This is a genomic window from Streptomyces sp. 7R007 (assembly GCF_054850255.1).
Map to the genome: position 1 here is coordinate 1 of NZ_JBTWMV010000212.1, position 223 is coordinate 223.

General features: G+C 69.5%; 1 pseudogene. It reads left to right on the top strand.

Annotated elements, in window-relative coordinates:
* A pseudogene (locus tag ACYF6T_RS44840) lies at positions 1-223 on the top strand (2-oxoacid:acceptor oxidoreductase subunit alpha); the annotation flags it as partial.

Consider the following 223-nt stretch of genomic DNA (forward strand, 5'->3'; position numbering starts at 1 on the left):
GCGCCAGGCGGACCTGCCGCTGTTCCTGGGCTCGTACCCCATCACCCCCGCCTCCGACATCCTGCACGAGCTCAGCCGGCACAAGAACTTCGGCGTGCGCACCTTCCAGGCCGAGGACGAGATCGCAGCGGTGGGGGCCGCTCTCGGTGCCGCGTTCGGCGGCTCGCTCGCGGTCACGACGACATCCGGACCGGGCGTCACGATCAAACAGGAGACGATCGGT